This is a genomic window from Shinella sp. HY16, assembly GCF_028534175.1.
Taxonomy (GTDB): Bacteria; Pseudomonadota; Alphaproteobacteria; order Rhizobiales; family Rhizobiaceae; genus Shinella.
The window spans coordinates 115748-137660 of the sequence record NZ_JAHYXL010000003.1 but is presented as its reverse complement, the minus strand read 5'-3'; the positions used below and the strand labels follow the sequence as shown (position 1 = coordinate 137660).

Below are 21913 nucleotides of genomic sequence, written 5' to 3'. Positions count from 1 at the left end.
CCGTCAGTCCGTCGCCCAGGCGAGCATCTGCTCGAACAGGGTCTTGTAGCCCGGCCAGGCGATGAACTCCGGCGGCAGCCAGTGCGGGCCGACGTCGGAGGTCCAGACCAGCGTGCGGCCCTTTTCATAGGTGCCGGTGACGAGCAGCGGCAACGAGCCGTACTCGCTGGAAACCGTCATCAGCTGGTTGGCGCCGTCCTTCAGCGTCACTTCGTTGAAGCCGAGCAGGTAGGGGAATTCGCCGGAAATGCCCGACAGGATCGGGTGCGACGCATCGCCTGACACGACGGGTGTAAAGCCCTCCGGCACCTCGACTCGGTCATCGACCGAGAGGCAGGAGACGGGCAGGACTTCTTCGACGGCGGTGTTGCGGAAGCGCGCGCCGCCATTGATGCCCTGGAAGGAATAGTAACCGCCGAACATCAGGAGCGCGCCGCCGTTGGCGACGTAGTCACGCAGCAGCTTCAGGCGGTTCGGCGTGCGGCGGGAATGGATCCAGGTGTCGGGATGCAGGAGCAGCGTGTTGGCGCCGATATCCGAGAGCACGATGGCGTCATAGGCCTCAAGGCCCTCCAGCGTGTTCGGAAACTCCTTCTGCGCCTCGTGCGCCGGCATGAAGGTGACGTCGAACGGGCTGTCCTTCAGCGCCTTCAAGAGTTCATCGGCGCCGGTGTGGTAGGTGACGGTCGGAAACTGGTCGAAGCCCTTGATATGGGTCGCGGTCGACACCCAGGATTCGCCGGCGAGCAGCACTTTCTTCTTGGTCATGGTAACTCCTTGAACGGTTGGCCGGCGCTCAATGCGCGGCGGAGAAAACGGATTTCGGATTGTCGATCAGCATGCGGTCGATCGCCGCCTGCTCGACGCCGTGCCGCTTCAGGCGCGGCAGGAAATGCTTGAGGATATAACCGTAGCCGAAGCCGCCGTAACGGGTGAGCATGATCTTGAGGAACACGTCCTGCGAGAGCAGCAGACGGTCGGCAAACCCCTTGTCGACGAGCGACGCGATGGCGCGGGCGTTCTCCTCGTCGGACGGCGACTGGGCGTCCTGGTCGGCATAGTAGTAGTCCATGCCGATCATGTCATACTCCAGGAAGGCACCGCGCTTTGCGAGCGCCATCTGGTAGTCTGGGTCGCCGTGGCTCGGGTTCATGTGGCAGAGCACGGTATGCGCGGGATCGGCCCCCTCCTCCTCCACCACATCGAGCACGCGGTGGGCGAGGCGCTCCCAGCCGGGCAGGTGGATGGAGAGCGGCAGACCGGTGATGCGCGCCGCCCGCGCCGAGGCGCGCAGCGACTTTTCCTCCTCGGTGGTGAAGTTCCGGCTGACGCCGACCTCGCCGATGATACCCGCCATGATCTCCGGCTGGCTCTCGCCGCCGCCGACATCCGCGACGATGAACTGCGTCACCTCCTCCACGTCCATTGCCTTCAGCCAGTCAGGATGGGTGTGTTCGAGGTAGAAGCCGGTGCCCATGACGATGCGCAGGCCGGACATACGGGCGATGCGGGCAAGGCCGGTGGCATCGCGGCCGATCCCGAAATTCGTCGTCTCCACCACGGTGCAGCCGCCCAGCCCCTGGAAACGCTTCAACTCGCTGAGCGCCAGGTCCCCGTCATCGAGCGAGACATTGTCCCGGTTCATGTAGGGGTTCATCCGGAGGTCACCGACGATCTCGATGGAAACCTTCTGCTCGGCGATCGCCTTCTCGTCGGGGTGGCAGGGGCAGATCCAGCTGCGCGCGCCGTCGAGGAAGATATGCTCGTGCATCAGCGTCACGCCGAGGTCGTCGACGGGAATCGGGCCGGTCACGGTCATTGCGGTGCCGGACTTCACGCCGATGGGATGGCGCTTCCTCGGCTCCTCGGCAAAGAGGTGGTCGAGCATGTCAGCGTCCCCTCGCCCCGCCCTTGAAGAGGCGGAAGTTGAGCCAGATCGCGACCAGGATGATGAAGCCGGTGACGATGGGTGTGAAGAAGGGCGAAAGATGCGACAGGATGAGGCCGTTCGCCAGCACCGCGACCGTCAGCGCCCCGAGGATCGTGCCGACGAGCGAGCCTCGCCCACCGAACAGGCTCGTGCCGCCCAGCACCACGGCCGCGATGACATCGAGCTCGAATCCCTGCCCCGCATTCGAGGAGCCGGAGCCGAGGCGGGCGGAGAGGATGACCCCAGCCGCTGCCGAAGCTGCACCCGACAGGACATAGACCCAGAGGATGATGCGCTGCGTGTTGACGCCGGCCCGGCGCGTCGCCTCCGCATTGGCGCCGACCCCGGTGACGTAGCGGCCGAAATGGGTCTCGTTGAAGGCGATATAGGCGACGATCAGCACGACGATGGCGATGAGCGCCGGCGCCGGAATGCCGAGGATCCAGGCCCTGCCGATGGCGACGAACGGGCTCGTCGGTTCGATCGGGATCGAATAGCCGCCGGTGATCAGAAGCGCGAAGCCGCGGATGACGGAAAGGCCGGCGAGCGTGACGATGAAGGCGGGAATGCGCTCGTAGGCGATGAAATAGCCTTGGATCAGCCCCACCGTGCCGCCGAGTGCGAGCATCAGCAGAATGGCGAGCGGCCAGGGAACGCCGGCCTGCAGGGCGGCAGCGGACAGCGTGGCGGTCAGCGCGAGGACGGAGCCGACGGAAAGATCGATGCCGCCTGTCGTGATGACGAAGGTCATGGCGGCAGCGACGATCAGCAGCGGCGCGGACTGGCGGATGATGTTCAGGAGGTTCGGCGCCGTGAGGAAGGCATCCGTCGTCACCGCGAAGAAGAGGCAGCAGACGATGAAGAACAGCGCGATCGACATCACGCCGCCATTGGCGACGATTTTGTCGAGGATGGTCGCCTCACGCAGGCGCGGGGGATGGCTGGAATAGGCGTTGGGCTCGGAGCTCATGCGGAGGCGCCTCGTTCCTGATGGTTGTTGCCGGCAGAACGGGCGGTGAATTTCCGCCCGACGATGAGATTGACGACATCCTCGATATTGGTGTCCTCGATGCGCCGCTCGGCGACGTTGCGGCCCTCGTACATCACCTGGATGCGATCGCAGACCAGGAACAGGTCCTGCAGCCGATGCGTGATGAGGATGACGGAAACCCCGCGCTTCGAGACGGTACGGATGAGTTCGAGAACGGCCTCGACCTCGGCGACAGCAAGGGCTGCCGTCGGCTCGTCCATGATCAGAACGGAGGGATTGAAGGACGCGGCGCGGCCGATCGCGATCGACTGGCGCTGGCCGCCGGAGAGGTTCTCCACCTTCATGCGTGTGTCGGGAATGACGATACCGAGATTGGAGAGCATGTCGCGCGCCCGCTCGTGCATCGTTCGCTTGTCGAGCATCGGCACGCCGGCGAGGCGCCGCTTCGGCTCGCGGCCGAGGAAGAGGTTGCCCGCGACGTCGATCGTGTCGCAGAGGGCGAGGTCCTGGTAGACCATCTCGATGCGCGCGGCGCGCGCCTCCGCCGGAGAGGTGAAGGAAACCGGCCGGCCGTCGATCTCTATCGTGCCGGTATCGGGGATGACGGCGCCCGAAAGCACCTTGCTGATGGTGGATTTTCCCGCACCGTTGTCGCCCACCAGCCCGAGCACTTCGCCAGGCTTGAGGTTGAGCGAGGCGTTGTCGAGCGATTGCAAAGCGCCATAGCGCTTGGATATGCCGGTCATCCGGACGCGGCTGACGTCACTATCGGTCATGTTCGATGGCCCCTGAGGAGGTTCCGGTTGCCCGATCCGCCAAGCGGACCGGGCAGCGGCGGTTCGGCTTACTTGAACATATCGCGATACTGGTCGACGTTCGCCTTGGTGACGATCGTCACCGGAACGTTGATGATCGGCTCGATTGTCTCGCCCTTCTTCACCTTGACGAGCGCTTCGACGGCGGCCTTGCCTTCACCGGCCGGGTCCTGCTGGATGACGGCGGTGACAAAACCCTGGTCGATGCCGTCGATGGCGGATTTCGTCAGGTCCCAACCGAAGACCTTGATCGAGTCGCCGCGGCCCTGGCTGGCGACGGCGGAGACTGCGCCGAGCAGCGCTGGCTCGCCGGTGGCGTAGAGCGCGTTCATGTCGGGATTGGCGGTCATCAGGTTTTCCGCCGCTGCAAGCGCGACGTCCTGCACGTTCTGGCCGTCCACGGTGTTGAGGAACTCGACCTTCTGGCCGCCCTCGCCGACCGCCGCCTTAAAGCCGTCGAGGCGCTGGTTCTGGATGAAGGAGTTGAGCGCGCCGACGACGCCGACCTTGGCCGCGCCGCCCATGTCGCTCTTCACGTAATCGGAGAAGAACTTGCCGATTTCACCGCCTGCCGCCGTGTTGTCGACGCCGACGAAGGCGATGTTGTCGCCATCGGGGATCTGCGCGTCGATGGCGATGACGGGGATGCCGGCATTCTTGGCAGCGGTAATGGCCGGCTTCACGCCGTTGACATCGATGGCGACCAGAATGATGCCGTCGACCTTCTGGGTGATGTAGGTCTCGATCGCATCGTTCTGGGCAGAAGGCACGTTGTTGGCGTTGAAGATGACGAGCTCGGCGCCGGCTTCCTTGGCCGCCGCGCTGGCACCGTCATTGATCTGGTTGAAGAACAGCGCCTGCTGGTTGATGGTGACGAGCGCGAACGTATCGGCGAAGGCGTTTGCAGCGCCCATGGAAAGCGTCATGGCAACGGCTGCAGCGCAGCCGAGGAGATATTTGGTCCGACCCATTTTGATGTTCCCCTTGTTTGATGCCGTTGGCGGCAACCGGAATTTACGAGAGGCATTATTCAAGTGACTTGAATTTATGTCAAGAGACTTGAATTGCGCGCCTGCAAAATCCGCTGGGGAGATTTTTAAAGAGGAATATCAGAAGGTTGGCGGCGTATTCACCCAGAAGATCGAGGCACGCTCGGCTCCGACATTGCGATACCAGTGCGCAAGCTCGGAATTGAACACGAAACTGTCGCCCGCCGAAAGCCGGAAGGTCTTGTCACCGATCATCAGCTCGATCTCGCCGACCAGCACGTATCCCACTTCTTCCCCGACATGCTGGATCGGCCCGGCGCTCTGGCCGCCTGCGTCGATATGGTGGATGTTGCACTGGAGAAGATGGCCGGTCGAATAGGGAATGATGCGCTCGAGCGAGATGCCTTCGCCGCGCCGGAGAGGATCGAGCGCGATGAGCGGACGGGTCCCCGCGCGGAACACAACGCCCTCCTCGCCATCGGTCTCCTCGAACATCCAGCCGATATTGGAATCGAGCGCCCGTACCAGGCGGTGCAGCATGGGCAGCGAGGGCGAAGCCTTGCCGTTCTCGATCTTCGACAACAGGCTTTCGGAACATTCCGCCGCCAGCGCGAGCGCCTTCAGCGTCAGCCCGCGCGTCTGGCGGGCGAGCTTCAGGCGCGCGCCGAGCCGCACGGGATTCGACTGGATCCTGTCCTCCCGGCTGCTGTCAGACGGTAAAGGCGGCTTGAGCATGTTCATGATATGAGTATCGCATTGATCGAGACCGCAATCATAAATCCTTCAATCGACGGCTGTCCAGAGACCGCCGCACGCCCGTCCGGCGCCACCTACGCGACGACGGCCGCGAGCACGCTGACGCAATCGCCGGGCTTGACCAGCCCAGGGAAATGGCGTGCCACAAGGATGCCGTCCATCTTCGCCGTCACCTCCAGCGGCGCGGCGCCGGTACGGCCAACGGGATAGATACGGGCAACAACGGCACCGGCCGCGACCGGATCGCCGAGATCGAACAGCGGTTCGATGAGCCCGCCGTCCTCGGCAAAGGAGAAGCAACTGCCATCGGGCATGTCGAGCCAGGTCGTCCCGGACGCCTCGACCGCGCCTTTCAGGATACCTGCCGCCTTCAGCACATTCGCGACGCCCCGCTTGGCGATGCCGGCGCTTTTCGCCGTCGCCGTGCCGCCACCGCCGAGTTCCGTTGTGATGAAGACCTTGCCCATCTCCTCGGCGGCCGTGTCGTACATGCCGACCGCATCGATCTCCAGCATCTTCATCGACCAGGGCGCGCCGAAGGCGCTGACGAGGTCGAAGGCCTTTGCCTCCTGCGCCTTGTCGGGCAGGATGTGGGCGGCGCAGAAAGGCAGGAAATCAAGCGTTTTTCCGCCGGAATGAAAGTCGAGAACGACATCGGCGAGCGGCAGCAGCGTGCGCTGGAAATAGTCGGCGATCTTTTGGGTCACCGTTCCATCCGGCGCGCCGGGGAAGCTCCGGTTCATGTTGCCCCTGTCGATCGGGGAGGTGCGCGTGCCGGCAAGGAAGGCCGGATAATTCATCGCGGGCACGATGATGACGCGGCCGGTCACCTCCTCGGCTCTCAGCGAACGGGCAAGATCGAAGAGCGCGATCGGCCCCTCGTATTCGTCGCCATGATTGCCGCCGGTGAGGAGCGCGGTCGGCCCCTCCCCGTTCTTGATGACCGTCACCGGGATCATCACAGAGCCCCAGGCCGAATCGTCCCGGCTGTAGGGCAGACGCAGGAAGCCGTGCTGCACGCCTTCGGCTGAGAAATCGACCGTGGGCGCAATAGGAGAAGCGCGCATGGTTCAGTCCTTCACGAGAAGCTTGCGCGGCACGTCGGCGAAACATTCGACACCGGTCTCGGTGATGAGAATGCTCTCCGTCGTCTCGAAACCCATGTCCTCAAGCCAGAGGCCCGTCATGAAGTGGAAGGTCATGCCCGGCTTGAGCTCGGTCCTGTCGCCGGGGCGAAGGCTCATCGTGCGCTCGCCCCAGTCCGGCGGATAGGAGACGCCGATCGGGTAACCCGTGCGGTTGTCCTTGACGATGCCGTACTTTTTCAGCACCGCGAAGAAGGCGTTGGCGATGTCCTCGCAGGTGTTTCCGGGTTTGGCCACGGCAAGGCCCGCCTCCATACCCTCCAGCGTCGCCTTTTCGGCATCGAGGAAGGCCTGTGTCGGCTTGCCGAGGAAGACGGTGCGCGAGAGCGGCAGGTGGTAGCGGTTGTAGCAACCGGCGATCTCGAAGAAGGTGCCCTCGCCCGATTTCATCGGCCGGTCGTCCCAGGTGAGATGCGGCGCGGAGGCCTCGACGCCGGACGGAAGCAACGGCACGATGGCCGGATAGTCGCCGCCGATGCCCTCCGTGCCGCGGATGCCGGCGTCATAGATCTCGGCGACGAGATCGCATTTGCGCATGCCGACCTCGATCCTGTCGAAGATACGCTGGTGCATCTTCTCGACGATGCGCGCGGCCTTGCGCATGTACCGGATTTCCGTCTCGCTCTTGACCGCGCGCTGCCAGTTGACGAGCGCGGTGGCATCGACAAACCGGGCGTTCGGCAGATGTTTCTGGAGCGAGGCGAAGGCAGCGGCGGAGAACCAGTAATTGTCCATCTCGACGCCGATGGTCATTTTCTCGAGACCGCGTTCGGCAAGCCTGGCGGAGAGATAGTCCATCGGGTGGCGTTCGGTGGACTGCACATAGTTGTCGGGATAGCCGATGATGTTCTCGTGGCTGAGATAGGCGGTGAATTTCGCGCCGTTGGCGTCCTGTCCGCGGCCGTACCAGATCGGCTCGCCGGCCGGCGGCACGACGACGCACTGGTGCACGTAGAAGGACCAGCCGTCGTAGCCCGTCAGCCAGTTCATGTTCGAGGGATCGCTGACGATCAGGACGTCGATCCCCTTGGCCTCCATGGTCTTTCGCGTCTTTTGAAGACGCGTTTCATATTCCGGAAGTGAGAACTTCAGGTTCGCTTGTTTCATCGGTTTTTCCTCTGTACCCGGCTGGTCTTCCGCTAGCGGGAGGCCGGTCTCAACTTTCGAAGGTCGCGCCAGCCCCGGCCGCCGCCGCGCGAGCGGCTGCGAGCGTTGCGATGGCGGTGTCCTGGATGCCCGTGCCGGTAAGATCCGCCACGGTGATCTGCTCGGGGCCGGAGCGGCCCGGTTTGCGCCCGGCAATGATCTCGCCGAGTTCGGTGAAGAGGGCGCCCTCCGTCACAAGGCCGGCCTCGATGGCGTGGCGCAACTCGCCAAGCCTGCGCGTCTGCTTGAGGCTGTCGGCGACATAGAGACCCGCCCCGGTGACGATGGCAGGTTCGATCTCGTTCTTGTGCTCGGCATCCGAGCCCATCGCGGTGACGTGCTGGCCCGGCTGGAGCCATTCGGCCTTGAGGATCGGCGTTTCCGATGGCGTCGTGGTAATCACGACATCCGCGCCATCGACCGCCGCCCGGCCGCTCGCCTCGGCACGCACGGGAAAACCGAGCTTTTTCGCCAGCTCCGCCGCGACAGCCTCCGCCTTTTCCACCTCCCGCGCCCAGATGCGCGCCTCCCGGATGGGGCGCACCAGGCTCAAGGCTTCAAGCTGCAGTTTCGCCTGCATGCCCGCACCGAGGATGGCGGCAACGGAGGCGTCCTCACGCGAAAGATGCTTCGCCGCCACCGCGCCGGCCGCGGCGGTGCGCACGTCCGTAAGATAGCCGTTGTCGAGCAGGACGGCCTGCACGAGGCCGGTCTTCGTCGAAAACAGCACCATCAGGCCGTTGGTGCTAGGCAAGCCGATCTTCGGGTTGTCGAAGAAGCCGGGGCTGATCTTGATGGCGAAGCCATCGAGGCCGGGCACATAGGCGGTCTTCACATCCACCTCGCCGCGATGCTCGGGAATGTCGAGCCGGAGGACCGGCGGCATGGCGACGGCCTTGGTGGCGAGCGCATGAAACGCATTCTCCACGCAGTCGATCGCCTCGAGATCGAGCGGGACGATGCGCCGCAACTCCGCTTCGGTGAGTATCTTCATCGTCGTCACGCCCTCTCCTCCGCAAAGGGATCCACCGCGCCGTCAAGAACCCGTTTGTGCAGGCCCATATCCACATTCCGGCCGGAAAGGACGACGGCCACCGGACCGTCCAGCCGGCCGAGCCGGCCGGAGAGCAGCGCCGCGATGCCGACCGCCGCCGCCCCCTCGATCACCTCACGCTCCTCGGCATAGGCATGGCGCATACCGGCGGCGATCTCCGCTTCGGAGAGCAGGATCACATCGTCGAGCAGCGCGCGGCACATCTGAAAGGTCACGGCATTGTCGAGGCCGATGCCGCCGCCGAGGGAATCCGCAAGGCTTGCGACCTCCTCGACCTCGATCGGCCGTCCGGCAACAAGGCTCGCCTTCATCGCCGCACCGCGCTGCATGGTGAGGCCGATGACGCGCGCCTTCGGAACACGCCCCTTCACCGCCGCGGCGACACCTGCTGCCAACCCGCCACCGGAGAGCGGCACAAGCACGGTCGACACATCCGGCATCGCCTCCGCGATCTCCAGTCCGAGCGTGCCCTGCCCGGCCACCACGGCCCTGTTGTCGAAGGGCGGCACCATGACGAGGCCCTCTTCGGCCACCAGTCGCTCCACCTCGACCTGCGCCTCGTCCTGCGACCGGCCGGTGATGCGCACATCGGCGCCGAGCCGGCGGATTTCCGAGACCTTGTTCTCCGGCACCAGCCGCGACATGCAGATCGTCGCGACCGATCCTTCGACCTTCGCCGCATAGGCAAGCGCCCGGCCATGGTTGCCGGTCGAGGCCGCCACGACGCCACGCGCCCGCTCGCCCGGCGAGAGCGACAGGACGGCATTCGTCGCACCACGCAGCTTGAAGCTGCCGGTCGTCTGGTGGTGCTCGAGCTTCAGCCCGACCGGCACGCCGCAGCGCTCGGCCAGCGATGCCGACGGCACGAAGGGCGTGCGCAGGATGCGACCGTCGATGCGCCGGGCCGCCTGCTCGATATCTGCCATGGTCACGGGGAGATCTGACGTCGTCATGCGTCACCGCCCGGATAGGCGCAGGTCATCAGCCGGCCGAGCGCCGGCCGGGCGGTCTCGTCGCCGCAAAGGTGCAGGCACGCCCAGGCGGTGGCGAGGTTGCTGGTAACGACCGGCCTGCCGATGGCAGCCTCGATCTTCGCCGCCACGCCCGCCGCGCGCACGGCGGTGCAGGAGATGAAGAGCGCCTCGCAATCCGGCGCCGTCGCTTCCTTCGCGAAGGCGACGATCTCTTCCGGGGAAATCCGCGCCATGTCCCGATCGTCGGAGAGGCCGAGGCAGGTGAAACGGGCAATGTCGAAGCCGAGCGCCAGAAAATAGTCGGCCATCGGCCGGCTGGTGTCGAGCGTATAGGGCGTCAGCACGGATATCCGCCTCGCGCCGAGGGCCTTCAGGCCAGAAACCGCGGCAGCGGTCGGCGTCACGACCGTGGCGGTGGGCTTGGCTGCCCTGATCGCGGCCTTCACCATCGCATCGCCGATGACGACGGAGGCCGAGGTGCAGGAATACATCACCACATCCAGGGGCTCGTCCGGCAAAATGAGTGCCGCGCCCGCCGTCAACGAGGGCTGCATGGCGGCAAGGTTCTCCGGCGTCACCGGATTGGCATAGGGAATACGGGTGGCGTAGACGCCGATGCGCTCATTCGCCACCATGCGCTGGAAGTCCACCTCCGTCGTGTGGTCGGTCGCCAGAATGATCAGGCCGAGACGTTTTTCCAGCGGCCGGTCGTCGAGTTTTGGTGCGCGGGAAGCGAGCGCGAGATCAAAGGTGCGCATCAGCGTTCCTCCACCCGGGCGTAACGTTCTTCCAGCCAGCGCAGGAAGACGACGGAGATCAGGCTCATGATCAGGAAGAACACGCCGACCAGCGTCATCGGCTCGATGTAGCGATAGCTGCTGTTGGCGACGCTTTTCGCCTGGTTCATCAGTTCCAGCACCGTGATGGCCGACAGCAGCGGCGTCTCCTTGAACATGGCGATGAGATAGTTGGCGAGGGCCGGGATCATCGGCGGGATCGCCTGCGGCAGGATGACGTGGATCCAGGTCTGGCGGCCGGTGAGGTTCGTCGCCTTCGCCGCCTCCCATTGCCCGCGCGGCACGTTCTCGATACCCGCGCGATACACCTCCGCGGCATAAGTGCCGTAGTGCAGGCCGAGCCCGATGACGCCGGCGAGCAGCGCCGGCAACCGGATGCCGATGTCCGGCAGCACATAAAAGATGAAATAGAGCTGCACGAGCAGCGGCGTGCCGCGAATGAACTCGACGACGAAGCCCGTGGCCCTGGCAACCGGCTTCGGCGCCGTCATACGCAGGATCGCGAAGACGAGGCCGATGGCTGCGGCGAGCACCGCACCGAGAGCGGTCGCAAGAATGGTGATCTTCAGCCCCTCGAGGAGGGTCGGCATGATTTCCCAGACGAAATTCCAGTCCCATTCCATCGTCAGGTCCTCACACCATCGAGACCACGGGTGATCCGGCGCTCCAGCCAACGCATGCTGGTGGAGATGGCGAGCGCCATCAGGAAGTAGAGGACGAGGATCGTCGCGAAGGGGATCAGCGTGCTGCCGGTCTGCGCGCGCACCACCTGGGCCTGGAACGTCATGTCGGTGAGCGAGATCAGCGAGACGACGGCCGTGGCCTTCAGAAGTTCGATTGCGTTGTTGCAGAAGGTCGGCAGCATCAAGGGCAGCGCCTGCGGCAGGATGACATGGCGCATCGCCTGGCCGCGCGTCAGGTTCAGCGCGATGCAGGCCTCGCGCTGCTCCCGGCCAATCGCCTTGACCGCGCCGCGCACCACCTCCGCGCCGTAGGCTCCGACATTGAGCCCCAGCGCCAGAACGCCGGCCTGGAGCGGCGACAGCGTGACGCCGGTGAGCGGCAGCACGAAATAGACCCAGAAGAGCTGCACGAAGATCGAGGTACCGCGGAAGAACTCGATATAGGTGGTGGCCAGCGCCCGGACCGCCATGAAGCGGCTGACGCGCCCGAGCCCGGCGATAAACGCCATGACAACGGCAAGCGCAGAGCCCATCACGGTGAGCTGCAGCGTCACCAGCGCGCCTTGCAGGATCAAGCCTATATAGCCGGACCAGTCGGTCATGGTGTGTTCCAAACTAACTTCAGCGGAGCGGCGCCCCTCGTCCGCCTGTCGGCAGCTTCTCCCCGCAAACGGGGAGAAGGTCGCGGCAGCGGGATGAGGGGCAAATCCGCCATCCTCACTTCGCCGCGCAGAGCTTTTCGCGCGTCGTCGACATCGCCGCGGCGGCGGAAAAGCCATAGGGCTCGATGATCTTGGCAAACTCGCCCGTCTCCTTCAGCTTGGCGAGCTCGACGTCGAAGGCGTCCCGCAACGCTTCGTCACCCTTGCGGAAGGCAGCACCGTCGCAATAGACCGGAGCGCCCTCGACAGGCGCGACGACCTCGATGTTCGGATCATTCGCCTTGGAAACGAGGTCGTTGATCGAGAGGACCGGCAGCGAATAGACGTCGATGCGGCCGTCCTGGAGCATTTTCAGGCCGCTCTGGCCGTCCGGCACGACAATGACGCGGTCACGCGGCACGCCGGCTTCGAGCGCCAGCTTCTCTTCCGTGCCGCCACCCGGCGCGCCGATCTTCGCGTCCGGATTGTCGGCGATGTCCTTGTAGCTCTTGAAACCGAGCGGGTTGCCCTTCTTCAGCGCGAAAGCCTCCGCGTCACACAGGACCGGCTCCGAATAGGCGACAGCGGCGCAACGCTCCGGCTTCATGAAAAGACCGGCGGTGACGACGTCGTGGCGGCGGGCCTGGAGCCCCGGGATCATCGCGCCATATTCCGAGATCGAGGCGACGATATCGGCAACGCCGAGGCGCTTGAAGACCTCGCGGGCGACATCGGGCGCGGCGCCCGAAACCTTGCCGTCGGCGGCGACCGCCGTGAACGGCGGCTCGTTGGCTATGGCGACGCGGGCAAAGCCTTGTTCCTTCAGTTCCGCAAGCTTGCCGTCATCGGCAAAAGCCGGCGCGGCGGCAACGACCGCCATCAGCGCGCTCGCGCTGGCGGCAATGGTCAAAAATGTCCTCATGCTCATTGTTCCCAACTCCTCTGGCTGTCCTTGGTTGTTGTTTGGAGCGTTGTTTCCGAGGGACACCCCTCAGACGCGGTGCCCTGCCGCGATGATCTTGCGCAGGAAGGTTTGCGTGCGTTCCTGCCTTGGATTGCGGAAAATCTCGTCCGGCTTGCCCTCCTCGACGATCTTGCCGCGATCGAAGAACAGGATGCGGTCGGCAAAATCGTGGGCGAAGCCCATCTCGTGCGTGACGAGCAGCATGGTCATGTCGGTCTCGGAAGCGAGCTTGCGCATGACGTTCAACACCTCCTCGACCAGTTCCGGATCGAGCGCCGAGGTCACCTCGTCAAACAGCATGATCTTGGGAGAAAGCGCGAGAGCACGGGCGATGGCGACACGCTGCTTCTGTCCGCCGGACAGCTGGGCGGGCATGTTCCTCGCCTTGTCGGCAAGGCCCACCATGTCGAGAAGCTCCATCGCCCGCTTCTCGGCCGTCGCCTTCGCGACGCCCTTGGTCAGCATCGGCGCCAGCGTGACATTGTCGAGCACGCATTTGTGCGGAAAGAGATTGAAGTGCTGGAAGACCATGCCGATCTTCTCGCGCATTTTGTGCAGGTGCCGGTCGTCCGCCGGCACCAGGCCGCCGTTCTTCGGCATGTGGTAGAGCTGGTCGCCATCGACCTCGATATGGCCGCCGCTGATCGTCTCCAGCGTCATCAGGATGCGCAGGATCGTCGTCTTGCCGGAGCCGGAGGGGCCGATGAGCGCAAGCTTCTCGCCCGGCAGCACCTCCATCGACAGCCCGTCGAGCACGGTCAAGGGACCGTAGCGCTTCACGATGTTGTCGATGCGGATGATGGGTGCGGCCATGCATGTCTCTCCCTGTTGAGACAAGTGATGGCCTAACGATGCGCGGCGATCGAAATCATGTCAATGTAGATAATAATCTCATGACAATTATTGTTTCATCGCCCATTTCTCGGGCACCGATCGTCAAATCGCGAGCAGCAACGCCTCCGGGTTCCCGCTGGCCAGTGAAGCCAGAATGCCAAGGCCCGTGCGAAGTTCCTGCTCCGTCGTCGAGCCGAGGGAAATGCGCACCGCCGGCTGCCAGCCCTGATCCGCGGTGCGGAAGGAAGAGCCGGGCGCGATGGCGACGCCGCGCAGACGCGCCTGCGAGACGAAGCCTTCCTCCGTATGTCCTTCCGGCAGCGGCAACCAGACATGCAGGCTCTGTGGATGCGAGCGGTACGGCAGGCCGGCGAAGACCTCCTCCGCAATGGCATGTCGCACCGCCAGCGCCCGGCGCTGCCAGCTGACGAGCTCCATCGCCGTGCCGTCGCTGACCCAGCGCGTGGCGATCTCGGCAATGGAGGGCGTCGCCATCCAGTTCGAGACGAGATGCCGGTTGGCAACGGCCGCGACATAGCGGTCGGGCGCGGCGAGATAGCCGATGCGCAGGCCCGGCACCGTGATCTTGGTGAAACTCGTCACGTAGAGCGCGCGCTCCGGCGCATAGGCGGCAAGTGGCGGCGCCCTTTCCGCGACGAGCGGCCCTAGAATATCGTTCTCGATGATCGCGATGTCATGGCGCCTCGCCACCTCGGCCAGCGCCTGCCGCCGCTCCGCGCTCATCAGCGTCGCGGTCGGGTTGATGACGGAGGGCTGCAGGAAGACGGCGCGGATGACGCCCTTTCGGCAGGCCTCGTCCAGCGCCTCCGGGATCATGCCGTCGCGGTCGATCGGCAGCCCCTCCAGGTGCAGGCCGAGATAGGTGGAGAGCGGCACCAGCGTGTGGTGGCTGATCGCCTCCGTCGCGACCGTCGCGCCCGGCGGCGCGACGCTCATCAGCGCCACCGTCATGCCCGACGTCGCGCCGTTTGTAAGACTGATGTTCAGCGGCGAAATGTCGAGCCCGCAGCGCGCCAGCCATTCGGAGGCAACGGTGCGGTGGCGCGGGAACACCATGTTGGGCCGGAAGGAGAGCGCCGAACTCGACGGCAGGTTTTCCGCAAGCCAGCCGAAGGCCTCGCGCATGCGCTCCAGGTGGATCTGCTCGCAGACGGGCTTCAGGATCGACAGGTCGACCAGCTCGCCGAGCCGCTCGGGCAGATAGGGCGGCTCCGGCTCCTTCGGCCGCGTCTGCACGAAGGAGCCGCGGCCGATCTCGCCGGAAATCAGGCCACGGCGGATCAGTTCGTCATAGGCGCGACTGACGGTCTGTACGGAGAGTTTCAGCTCGTCTGCGAGCTTGCGGTGTGGCAGAAGGCGTGTACCGTTGGGCAGCAACCCCTCCTGGATGGCGCGGGCGATCTGCTCGGCAAGCGACAGGTAGGCCGGCCGGCGCAATTGGGATATATCGGGTCGCCAATTTGTCATGATTTCAACAGTGCTCAAATTCAGTCCAATTGACAACGCCAAAATGCCTTTCCATTGTCTTTTTTCAAGCTTTGACATGATCTTCGCCCGGAGGGCGACCGCATGAAACTCGACGCCATCGACCTGCGCATCCTGGAGGCGATCCAGGAGAACGGCCGCATCACCAAGCTGGCGCTGGCAGAGAAGGCGGGCCTTTCCCCGACGCCCTGCTGGCTACGGCTGCGCAAGCTGGAGAAAGCGGGCATCGTCACGGGCTATCATGCGCGCGTCGCGGTGCGGCGCCTGGCGCCCGTCGCCAGCGTTATGATGGAAGTGACGCTCGCCAACCACCGCCAGGCGGATTTCGACCGTTTCGAGCGTGCGGTGGCGGCGACACCGGAAATCGTCGCCTGCTGGTCCGTCGGCGGCGGCGTCGACTACATCCTGAAGATCATGGCGCCCGACATCGACGCCTACCAGCGGCTTGTCGACGATCTGCTTGACCGTGAGCTCGGCATCGACCGTTACTTTACCTACATCGTCACCAAGACGGTGAAGGAGGAGACCGCACTGCCGTTGGCAACGCTGCTGCCGGCCCCGGACTGATCGCGACGTAGAGAGATTGTCTACGCGTGGTCGCGGGTTTGGCCAAAGTCTCTGCGGCCAGCCCCGGCAATAGACAATCTTTTGCCCCCGCCTCTGGCAGACTCATGGTCGACACAGCCAGAGGAGGCCGACTTGACCGCCCTATTCGCCCGGACCGTTTTTCACGATGCGCTCGCCCGCCTGAGCGATCCGCATCTGCTGCGCGAACTCTCCTATGTCGGTGGTCGCTGGGTGGCCGGCCGCGACGGCGACAGTTTTGCCGTAACGGACCCCGCCTCCGGCGCAACGCTCGCCTGGGCCGCCGCGCTCGATGCCGGCCAGACGACGGAGGCCGTTTCAGCCGCCGCGCAGGCCTTTCCCGCCTGGCGGGATCTGCTGCCGCAGCAGCGCGCCGAAACCCTGCGCAAATGGCACGGGCTGATCCTTGAAGCGCGCGAGGACCTCGCGCTGCTGATGACGCTGGAACAGGGCAAGCCGCTCGCGGAATCCCGCGGCGAGATCGATTATGCCGCCTCCTTCATCGAGTGGTATGCGGAGGAGGGCAAGCGCCTCAACGCCGAGAGCGTGACGAGCCACCTGCCCGGCGCCGAGATGATCGTGCGGCGCGAGGCGCTCGGCGTCGTCGGCATCGTGACGCCGTGGAACTTCCCCTCCGCGATGATCACCCGCAAGGCCGCCGCAGCGCTTGCCGCCGGCTGCACGGTCGTCGCCCATCCCTCCAGCGAAACGCCGCTCTCGGCGCTCGCCCTTGCCGAACTCGGCGAGCGGGCCGGCCTCCCGGCAGGCGTCTTCAATGTCGTGACGGGCGATGCCGCCACCATTGTCGGCTGCATGAACGCGGACGCCCGTGTGCGCGCCATGAGCTTCACCGGTTCGACGGAGATCGGCAAGCTGATCGCCGGCCAGTGCGCGCCGACCATGAAGCGGCTCGTCATGGAGCTCGGCGGCCATGCACCGCTGATCGTCTTCGCCGACGCCGATATCGACAAGGCCGCGGATATCGCCGTCGGCGCCAAGTTCGCGACGTCCGGGCAGGATTGCCTTGCCGCCAACCGCATCTATGTCGAGCGCCCCGTGCTTGCCGCCTTTACCAAGGCCTTCAAGGCGCGCATCGAGGCGCTGAAGGTCGGCGCCGGGCTGGACGCGGATGTCGAGATCGGCCCGCTGATGCACGAGCGCGCCATCGCCAAGGTGGAAGAACAGGTGGCCGATGCCGTCAAACAAGGGGCAAAGGTTCTCACGGGAGGCAAGCGCCACAAGGCCGGCCCGCTGTTCTACGAACCGACGCTTCTTGCCGAAGTCTCCGACGACGCGCTGATCATGCGTGAGGAAACCTTCGGCCCCGTCGCTGCCGTCACGGCCTTCGACAGCGAGGCGGAGGTGATCGCCCGCGCCAACGACACCGAATACGGCCTTGTCGCCTATGTCGTCACCGAGAACGGCGCACGACAGATGCGGCTTGCCCGCGCGCTGGAATACGGCATGGTGGCGGTCAACCGCGTGAAGATCACCGGCGGGCCGATCCCCTTCGGCGGCTGGAAACAATCCGGCCTCGGCCGCGAGGGCTCGCGCCACGGCATGGAGGCCTTCACGGAACTGAAATATCTGTGCATCGACACGGCGGCATGATTTTCAACACCTGCCACGGCCCGGAACACGCAAACAGACTGACTTCGAAAGGAAAGACCATGCTCGACAGACGCAACGAACTCACCGCCTGGGATCGCGACCACTTCTTTCACCCCTCGACCCATATGGGCATGCATGCGCGCGGCGAAACGCCGACCCGCGTCATCGGCGGCGGCGAAGGCGTCTACATCACCGATACGAACGGCAAGACAAGCCTAGACGCCTTTGCCGGCCTCTACTGCGTCAATGTCGGCTATGGCCGCACGAAGATTGCCGACGCGATTGCCGAGCAGGCAAAGAACCTCGCCTACTACCACGCCTATGTCGGGCACGGCACGGAAGCTTCGATCACGCTTTCCAAGATGATTATCGACCGAGCACCCGAGGGCATGAGCCGTGTCTATTTCGGGCTTTCCGGCTCGGACGCCAACGAGACGAACATCAAGCTCGTCTGGTACTACAACAATATCCTCGGCCGGCCGGAGAAGAAGAAGATCATCTCGCGCTGGCGCGGCTACCATGGCTCCGGCGTCATGACCGGCTCGCTGACCGGCCTTCACCTCTTCCACAATGCCTTCGACCTGCCGCGCGCCCCGATCCTGCACACGGAATCGCCCTACTTCTTCCGCCGCCCGGACCGATCGATGGACGAGGAGCAGTTCGCGCAGTATTGCGCCGACAAGCTGGAGGAAATGATCCTTGCCGAGGGCCCGGACACCATCGCCGCCTTCATCGGCGAGCCGATCCTCGGCACAGGCGGCATCGTGCCGCCGCCGAAAGGCTACTGGCAGAAGATCCAGGCCGTGCTCGACAAATACGACATCCTTCTGATCGCCGACGAGGTCGTCACCGGTTTCGGCCGCCTCGGCACGATGTTCGGCTCGGACCACTACGGCATGAAGCCCGCCCTCATCACCATCGCCAAGGGCCTCACGTCTGCCTATGCGCCGCTCTCCGGCACCATCGTCTCCGACAAGATGTGGGAGGTGCTGGTCAAGGGCTCGGACGAGCTCGGCGCCATCGGCCATGGCTGGACCTATTCCTCGCATCCGATCTGCGCCGCAGCCGGTGTCGCCAACCTCGAGCTCATCGACGAACTCGGCCTCGTGGAAAATGCCGGCTCCACCGGCGCCTATTTCCGCAGCGAACTCGCCAAGGCCGTCGGCGACCACAAGCATGTCGGCGAGGTACGCGGCGATGGCCTGATGGCTGCCGTCGAATTCGTCGAAGACAAGGACGACCGCGCCTTCTTCGATCCGGGCAGAAAGATCGGCCCGCAGGTCTCCGCCGCCCTCCTCGAACGCGGCGTCATCGGCCGCGCCATGCCGCAGGGCGATATTCTGGGCTTTGCCCCGCCGCTGTGCCTCACACGCGAGGAGGCCGACACCGTCGTGAAGGCGGCCGCCGATGCGGTAAAGGCGGTTCTCGGCTGAGCCTGACGAAACGGGCAGGCAGCGAAACCCGCTGCCTGCCGCAAAACCGATACCGGCACAGATCCATTGAGGGCGGGTGGCGAGCGCCGCCCGCCCTCAGCGCGCCGGCCTACTTCCGGTGATGCACCGGTTGGAGGGCGTAGACCGGCGTCGGGATGCCTTCCATGCGCGCCTTCAGCTGCAGGGCGAGATATTGCGAATAGTGGCGCGACTGGTGCAGGTTGCCGCCGTGGAACCACAGCGCCTCCTGCTGCGTCGGCTTCCACATGTTGCGCTGCTCGCCCTCCCAGGGCCCCGGGTCCTTCGGCGTATCCGAACCGAGACCCCAGACCTTGCCGACCGCATCCGCCGTCTCCTGGTCGATGAGATCGGCGACCCAGCCGTTCATCGAACCATAACCGGTCGCATAAACGATAACGTCAGCCGGGATTTCCTTGCCTTCGGAGAGCTTGATGGAACTCTCCGTGATCTCCTCCACCTGGCCGGCGGCGAGCTTGACCTTGCCGTCGATGATCAGCTGCGAGGCGCCGATGTCGATATAGTAGCCGGAACCGCGACGCAGGTACTTCATGAAGAGGCCCGAACCGTCCGAACCCCAGTCCAGCTGGAAGCCGGCCTTTTCCAGCGCTGCGTAGAAATCGGCGTCGCGCTCGCGCATCTTGTCGTAGAGCGGGATCTGGAATTCGTGCATGATCCGATAGGGCAGCGAGGCGAAGATGAGGTCGGCCTTCGCCGTCGTCACGCCGTTTGCCAGCGCCTGCTCCGAATAGAGCGAGCCGAGGCCGATATCCATCAGCGTGTCGGAACGCACGATATGCGTCGTCGAGCGCTGGATCATGGTGACGTCGACACCCGCCTCATAGAGCGCGGCGCAGATGTCATGGGCTGAATTGTTCGAGCCGACGACCACCACCTTCTTGCCCTTGTAGCCATCCGGCCCCGGATGTTGAGACGAATGGTGCTGCTCGCCCTGGAAGCGCTCGCGGCCCTTGAAATCCGGGATGTTCGCCTTGCCGGACATGCCGGTCGCAAAGACGAGCTGCTTCGGCCGCAGCACCACCTCCTCGCCGTCACGGTCGACGACGATGGTCCATTCCTTGGCGGCTTCGTCCCATCTGGCGGATTTTGCGGCGGAGCGCGTCCAGTAGTTCAGCTCCATGACCTTGGTGTAGAATTCCAGCCAGTCGCCGATCTTGTCCTTCGGCGCGAAGACCGGCCAGTTCTTCGGAAAATCGATGTATGGCAGGTGATCGTACCAGACGGGATCGTGCAGGCAGAGCGACTTGTAGCGCTTGCGCCAGCTGTCGCCCGGCCGGTCGTTCTTTTCCAGGATGATGGTCGGCACGCCGAGCTGGCGCAACCGGGCACCGAGCGCGATACCGCCCTGCCCGCCGCCGATGATGACGGTATAGGGCTGCTTCTCGTAGCCGAGTGTGCGCTCCTCCTCCTCACGCGCTTCCTTCCAGGTCTTGGCGCCGACATTCTGGCCGTGCCTTGCGCCGAGCGGGCGAGTGAAGCCGGACTTCTCCTCGTGGCCTTTCAGTTCGGACAGCACGGTGAGAAGCGTCCAGATGAGACCGTTCTTGAAGCGCACCAAGCCGTAGCCGCGCCCGGTCGCCGTCTCGAACGAGATCCAGCTTTCCAGGACACCGTCCGCCTCCGTCGCCGCCTCACCGTCGGCAACGCGCCAGTTGGAGGGTTTCGCCGTGGAAAGCTGCGATTGCAGCATGTCGCGCACCTGGTCCCGCCCTTCGACGGTCTTGAGGTTCCAGGTGAAGGCGACGAGGTCGCGCCAGTAGCACTCCTCGGCGAAGAGGTTGGCGGCATCGTCGACCCGGCCGGCCTCGAGGGCCGAGCCGAGCGTGTCGAGAAGCGTCTGGACGCGCGTGGTGGGGGTTTTGTCGAGCATATGTTTCTCCTCCTGCTCAAGTGAAAGACGGGACGGCTCCTCAACCGCCCCGCAAGACGGACCGGCCTAACGGGAAAGGTCGATCAGGATTTTCAGGTGTTTTCCGGCCGGGTCGAGCAGCTGGTCGAACCCTTCCGCAACGGCCTCGCCGAGCGAGACATATTTCGTGACGATACGGCTTGCGGGGATCTGGCCGCTGGCGATCAGCCGGGCGACACGCGGCCAATAGTGGGTCGGGTAGGCCCAGGAACCGCGGATATCGATATCCTTGAAGGTGACGTCGAACCAGTTCAGCGGGTTCTCGCCGGGGTGAAGCCCGGTCTGCACGACAACACCCTGTTTGCGCACGGCATCGGCGCAGTTCTTCAGCGCGTGTTCGTTGCCGACACATTCGATGGCAACATCGCAGCCGACGCCGCCCTCCGTCTCGGCGCGGATGACATCACCGACCTTTTCCGTCTTCGGATTGATGGTGCGCACGGCGCCCAGCGCCTCGCGCGCCAGCCCCAGCCGCGTGTCGTTGAGATCGGAGAGGAAAATCTGCGAGGCGCCCGCAGCGCGTGCCGCCATGGCGACAAGAATACCGATCGGTCCAGCGCCAGTGACGAGCACGCTGTTTCCGGCCGTCACGCCGCCGCGATCGCAGGCGTAGACGGCAACCGCCGTCGGCTCGATGAGGGCGGCCTCCTGATCGCTGAGCGCATCGGGAATGGGCTGGACATTGTAGTCATTGAGAAGGGCAGCCTCAGCCATGCCGCCGGAGTGCCAGGAAAGGCCGGCAAGCGCGAGGTTGCCGCTGAGATGGAAGAGGCCGCGATCGGCGTAATAGTCGCCCTGACGGGGCATGATGAGCGGCTGAATCGACACCCGGTCACCGGGCTTCACATGCGTGACGCCCGCACCAACTGCCTTGACGACCCCGCCGAATTCGTGGCCGAGGATCTGCGGTCCGTGCGCGCCGGTGAAAGGATGCGGCTCCTTCGGCACGAAGATCGGCCCGTAGGCATATTCATGCAGGTCCGTGCCGCAAATGCCGCAAAATCGGTTCTCGACCAGAACTTCACCCGGACCGGGCGACGGCGGGGCATCGACCTCCTCGATACGCAGATCCTTGGCGGCGTGAAAGCGCAGAGCCTTCATTGTGTTTCCT

At 64.7% G+C, this 21913-nt stretch carries 21 protein-coding genes; 3 read left to right on the top strand and 18 right to left on the bottom strand.

What is annotated here, in order from left to right:
- Positions 1–3 precede the first annotated feature (3 nt).
- The 16 genes from K0P03_RS27085 to ehuR form a co-directional block, all read right to left on the bottom strand.
- A complete protein-coding gene (locus K0P03_RS27085; protein WP_272791178.1) occupies positions 4–768 on the bottom strand; it encodes a glutamine amidotransferase in 765 nt (254 codons plus the stop codon).
- A gap of 28 nt (positions 769–796) precedes the next feature.
- On the bottom strand, positions 797–1888 hold the full coding sequence (locus K0P03_RS27080; protein WP_272791177.1) for a phosphotriesterase family protein: 1092 nt from the start codon (positions 1886–1888) through the stop codon (positions 797–799).
- Position 1889: 1 nt separating this feature from the next.
- A complete protein-coding gene (locus tag K0P03_RS27075) occupies positions 1890–2810 on the bottom strand; it encodes an ABC transporter permease (protein WP_245290450.1) in 921 nt (306 codons plus the stop codon).
- Between the two features lie 86 nt (positions 2811–2896).
- Positions 2897–3697, bottom strand: coding sequence for an ATP-binding cassette domain-containing protein (locus tag K0P03_RS27070; protein WP_023516085.1), 801 nt, complete (start codon positions 3695–3697; stop codon positions 2897–2899).
- Positions 3698–3765: 68 nt separating this feature from the next.
- Positions 3766–4707 carry an ABC transporter substrate-binding protein gene (locus K0P03_RS27065; RefSeq protein ID WP_272791176.1) on the bottom strand — a complete coding sequence of 314 codons (942 nt, stop codon included), beginning with the start codon at positions 4705–4707 and terminating at the stop codon, positions 3766–3768.
- Between the two features lie 138 nt (positions 4708–4845).
- Entirely contained in the window at positions 4846–5460 is a 615-nt protein-coding gene (locus K0P03_RS27060; protein ID WP_050744973.1) for a cupin domain-containing protein, read from the bottom strand.
- Between the two features lie 95 nt (positions 5461–5555).
- On the bottom strand, positions 5556–6548 hold the full coding sequence (doeB, locus tag K0P03_RS27055) for a N(2)-acetyl-L-2,4-diaminobutanoate deacetylase DoeB (protein WP_272791175.1): 993 nt from the start codon (positions 6546–6548) through the stop codon (positions 5556–5558).
- Between the two features lie 3 nt (positions 6549–6551).
- On the bottom strand, positions 6552–7733 hold the full coding sequence (doeA, locus tag K0P03_RS27050; RefSeq protein ID WP_272791174.1) for an ectoine hydrolase DoeA: 1182 nt from the start codon (positions 7731–7733) through the stop codon (positions 6552–6554).
- A gap of 49 nt (positions 7734–7782) precedes the next feature.
- Complete coding sequence (gene eutC, locus K0P03_RS27045) at positions 7783–8775, bottom strand: ectoine utilization protein EutC (RefSeq protein WP_272791173.1); 993 nt, start codon at positions 8773–8775, stop codon at positions 7783–7785.
- Positions 8772–9779, bottom strand: coding sequence for a hydroxyectoine utilization dehydratase EutB (eutB, locus tag K0P03_RS27040; RefSeq protein WP_272791172.1), 1008 nt, complete (start codon positions 9777–9779; stop codon positions 8772–8774). The genes eutC and eutB overlap by 4 nt, the downstream gene beginning before the upstream one ends.
- A complete protein-coding gene (gene eutA, locus K0P03_RS27035; protein WP_272791171.1) occupies positions 9776–10558 on the bottom strand; it encodes an ectoine utilization protein EutA in 783 nt (260 codons plus the stop codon). Before eutA ends, eutB begins: the two co-directional genes overlap by 4 nt.
- Positions 10558–11220 carry an ectoine/hydroxyectoine ABC transporter permease subunit EhuD gene (ehuD, locus tag K0P03_RS27030; RefSeq protein ID WP_272791170.1) on the bottom strand — a complete coding sequence of 221 codons (663 nt, stop codon included), beginning with the start codon at positions 11218–11220 and terminating at the stop codon, positions 10558–10560. The genes eutA and ehuD overlap by 1 nt, the downstream gene beginning before the upstream one ends.
- Before the next feature lie 2 nt (positions 11221–11222).
- Positions 11223–11882, bottom strand: coding sequence for an ectoine/hydroxyectoine ABC transporter permease subunit EhuC (gene ehuC, locus K0P03_RS27025; RefSeq protein ID WP_272791169.1), 660 nt, complete (start codon positions 11880–11882; stop codon positions 11223–11225).
- Positions 11883–11997: 115 nt separating this feature from the next.
- Positions 11998–12843 (bottom strand): ectoine/hydroxyectoine ABC transporter substrate-binding protein EhuB, encoded by an 846-nt coding sequence (ehuB, locus tag K0P03_RS27020; RefSeq protein WP_037406054.1) that lies wholly within the window; start codon positions 12841–12843, stop codon positions 11998–12000.
- Between the two features lie 69 nt (positions 12844–12912).
- Entirely contained in the window at positions 12913–13698 is a 786-nt protein-coding gene (ehuA, locus tag K0P03_RS27015) for an ectoine/hydroxyectoine ABC transporter ATP-binding protein EhuA (RefSeq protein ID WP_272791168.1), read from the bottom strand.
- 123 nt (positions 13699–13821) lie between these two features.
- The gene (gene ehuR, locus K0P03_RS27010) at positions 13822–15207 is read right to left on the bottom strand and encodes a MocR-like ectoine utilization transcription factor EhuR (protein WP_443020611.1); all 1386 of its coding nucleotides are present in this window, start codon (positions 15205–15207) and stop codon (positions 13822–13824) included.
- 102 nt (positions 15208–15309) lie between these two features.
- Here ehuR and K0P03_RS27005 point away from each other — a divergent pair, with 102 nt between their 5' ends.
- The 3 genes from K0P03_RS27005 (at position 15310) to K0P03_RS26995 (ending at position 18854) form a co-directional block, all read left to right on the top strand.
- Positions 15310–15792, top strand: coding sequence for an Lrp/AsnC family transcriptional regulator (locus K0P03_RS27005; RefSeq protein ID WP_023516072.1), 483 nt, complete (start codon positions 15310–15312; stop codon positions 15790–15792).
- Between the two features lie 132 nt (positions 15793–15924).
- Complete coding sequence (locus tag K0P03_RS27000) at positions 15925–17421, top strand: NAD-dependent succinate-semialdehyde dehydrogenase (protein WP_272791167.1); 1497 nt, start codon at positions 15925–15927, stop codon at positions 17419–17421.
- Between the two features lie 59 nt (positions 17422–17480).
- Positions 17481–18854: an aspartate aminotransferase family protein gene (locus K0P03_RS26995; RefSeq protein WP_272791166.1), complete on the top strand. Its 1374-nt coding sequence runs from the start codon at positions 17481–17483 to the stop codon at positions 18852–18854.
- Positions 18855–18963: 109 nt separating this feature from the next.
- Here the strand turns inward: K0P03_RS26995 and K0P03_RS26990 are convergent, their stop codons facing one another.
- Positions 18964–20763, bottom strand: a complete 1800-nt coding sequence (locus K0P03_RS26990; RefSeq protein ID WP_023513457.1) for an NAD(P)/FAD-dependent oxidoreductase — start codon at positions 20761–20763, stop codon at positions 18964–18966.
- 66 nt (positions 20764–20829) lie between these two features.
- Positions 20830–21903 carry a 2,3-butanediol dehydrogenase gene (locus K0P03_RS26985; protein WP_050744766.1) on the bottom strand — a complete coding sequence of 358 codons (1074 nt, stop codon included), beginning with the start codon at positions 21901–21903 and terminating at the stop codon, positions 20830–20832.
- Between the last annotated feature and the right edge of the window lie 10 nt (positions 21904–21913).

What these genes read in the sequence shown, in the direction of transcription:
- K0P03_RS27085 (WP_272791178.1), bottom strand. Translation starts at nt 768, where the DNA reads ATGACCAAGAAGAAAGTGCTGCTCGCCGGCGAATCCTGGGTGTCGACC.
- K0P03_RS27080 (WP_272791177.1), bottom strand. Translation starts at nt 1,888, where the DNA reads ATGCTCGACCACCTCTTTGCCGAGGAGCCGAGGAAGCGCCATCCCATC.
- K0P03_RS27075 (WP_245290450.1), bottom strand. Translation starts at nt 2,810, where the DNA reads ATGTCGATCGCGCTGTTCTTCATCGTCTGCTGCCTCTTCTTCGCGGTG.
- K0P03_RS27070 (WP_023516085.1), bottom strand. Translation starts at nt 3,697, where the DNA reads ATGACCGATAGTGACGTCAGCCGCGTCCGGATGACCGGCATATCCAAG.
- K0P03_RS27065 (WP_272791176.1), bottom strand. Translation starts at nt 4,707, where the DNA reads ATGGGTCGGACCAAATATCTCCTCGGCTGCGCTGCAGCCGTTGCCATG.
- K0P03_RS27060 (WP_050744973.1), bottom strand. Translation starts at nt 5,460, where the DNA reads ATGCTCAAGCCGCCTTTACCGTCTGACAGCAGCCGGGAGGACAGGATC.
- doeB (WP_272791175.1), bottom strand. Translation starts at nt 6,548, where the DNA reads ATGCGCGCTTCTCCTATTGCGCCCACGGTCGATTTCTCAGCCGAAGGC.
- doeA (WP_272791174.1), bottom strand. Translation starts at nt 7,733, where the DNA reads ATGAAACAAGCGAACCTGAAGTTCTCACTTCCGGAATATGAAACGCGT.
- eutB (WP_272791172.1), bottom strand. Translation starts at nt 9,779, where the DNA reads ATGACGACGTCAGATCTCCCCGTGACCATGGCAGATATCGAGCAGGCG.
- eutA (WP_272791171.1), bottom strand. Translation starts at nt 10,558, where the DNA reads ATGCGCACCTTTGATCTCGCGCTCGCTTCCCGCGCACCAAAACTCGAC.
- ehuD (WP_272791170.1), bottom strand. Translation starts at nt 11,220, where the DNA reads ATGGAATGGGACTGGAATTTCGTCTGGGAAATCATGCCGACCCTCCTC.
- ehuC (WP_272791169.1), bottom strand. Translation starts at nt 11,882, where the DNA reads ATGACCGACTGGTCCGGCTATATAGGCTTGATCCTGCAAGGCGCGCTG.
- ehuB (WP_037406054.1), bottom strand. Translation starts at nt 12,843, where the DNA reads ATGAGGACATTTTTGACCATTGCCGCCAGCGCGAGCGCGCTGATGGCG.
- ehuA (WP_272791168.1), bottom strand. Translation starts at nt 13,698, where the DNA reads ATGGCCGCACCCATCATCCGCATCGACAACATCGTGAAGCGCTACGGT.
- ehuR (WP_443020611.1), bottom strand. Translation starts at nt 15,207, where the DNA reads ATGACAAATTGGCGACCCGATATATCCCAATTGCGCCGGCCGGCCTAC.
- K0P03_RS27005 (WP_023516072.1), top strand. Translation starts at nt 15,310, where the DNA reads ATGAAACTCGACGCCATCGACCTGCGCATCCTGGAGGCGATCCAGGAG.
- K0P03_RS26995 (WP_272791166.1), top strand. Translation starts at nt 17,481, where the DNA reads ATGCTCGACAGACGCAACGAACTCACCGCCTGGGATCGCGACCACTTC.
- K0P03_RS26990 (WP_023513457.1), bottom strand. Translation starts at nt 20,763, where the DNA reads ATGCTCGACAAAACCCCCACCACGCGCGTCCAGACGCTTCTCGACACG.
- K0P03_RS26985 (WP_050744766.1), bottom strand. Translation starts at nt 21,903, where the DNA reads ATGAAGGCTCTGCGCTTTCACGCCGCCAAGGATCTGCGTATCGAGGAG.